This window comes from Rhizobacter sp. P2_H2 (assembly GCF_056403375.1).
Genome location: NZ_JBFUFP010001801.1, coordinates 1 through 583 on the forward strand (window position 1 = coordinate 1; position 583 = coordinate 583).

Sequence of the window (583 nt, forward strand, 5' to 3'; positions counted from 1 at the left end):
GCACGCGGCACCACGTCGTCGAAGAAGGCCGGGTCCACGCCGGCCGGCAGCGTCGCGATGAAGCGCTGCCAGTCGATCGGCAGCACCGCGGCATGCACCGCGCCCTCGCGCAGCAGCTGCGCCAGCTGCTCGAGGCCGTGCGCCGGATCGATCGGCGCCAGCCCGCGCTCGCGCCACGGATCGTGGCCGCCCGCGGCGAGCTGCGTCGCCATGCCGCCCTGGCCCCACACGCCCCAGGCCACGCTCAGCGCCGGCAGGCCCTGCGCGCGGCGCAGGTGCGCCAGCGCATCGAGCTCGGCATTGGCCGCCGCATAGGCGCACTGCCCCGGCGCACCGAGCAGCAGGCCGGCGGCCGAATACATCACGAAGAAATCCAGCGGCAGCGTGCGCGTCAACGCGTGCAGGTGCCGGGCCGCCTGCGCCTTGTTGTGCAGCACGGCGGCACAGCGCGGCCAGTCCTGGCGCAGCGCGATGCCGTCGTCGAGCGTGCCGGCCGCGTGCACGACGCCGCGCAGCGGCGCCATCTCGCGCGCCAGGGTGTCCAGCACGCGCTGCAGCGCGGCGGCGTCGCCCGCATCGGCAG

General features: G+C 76.2%; 1 protein-coding gene. It reads right to left on the minus strand.

From position 1 onward, the window contains the following. Positions 1-583, minus strand: a 583-nt coding sequence (locus AC1D15_RS36290; RefSeq protein ID WP_477829901.1) for a KR domain-containing protein, incomplete at both ends; no start/stop codon positions are given.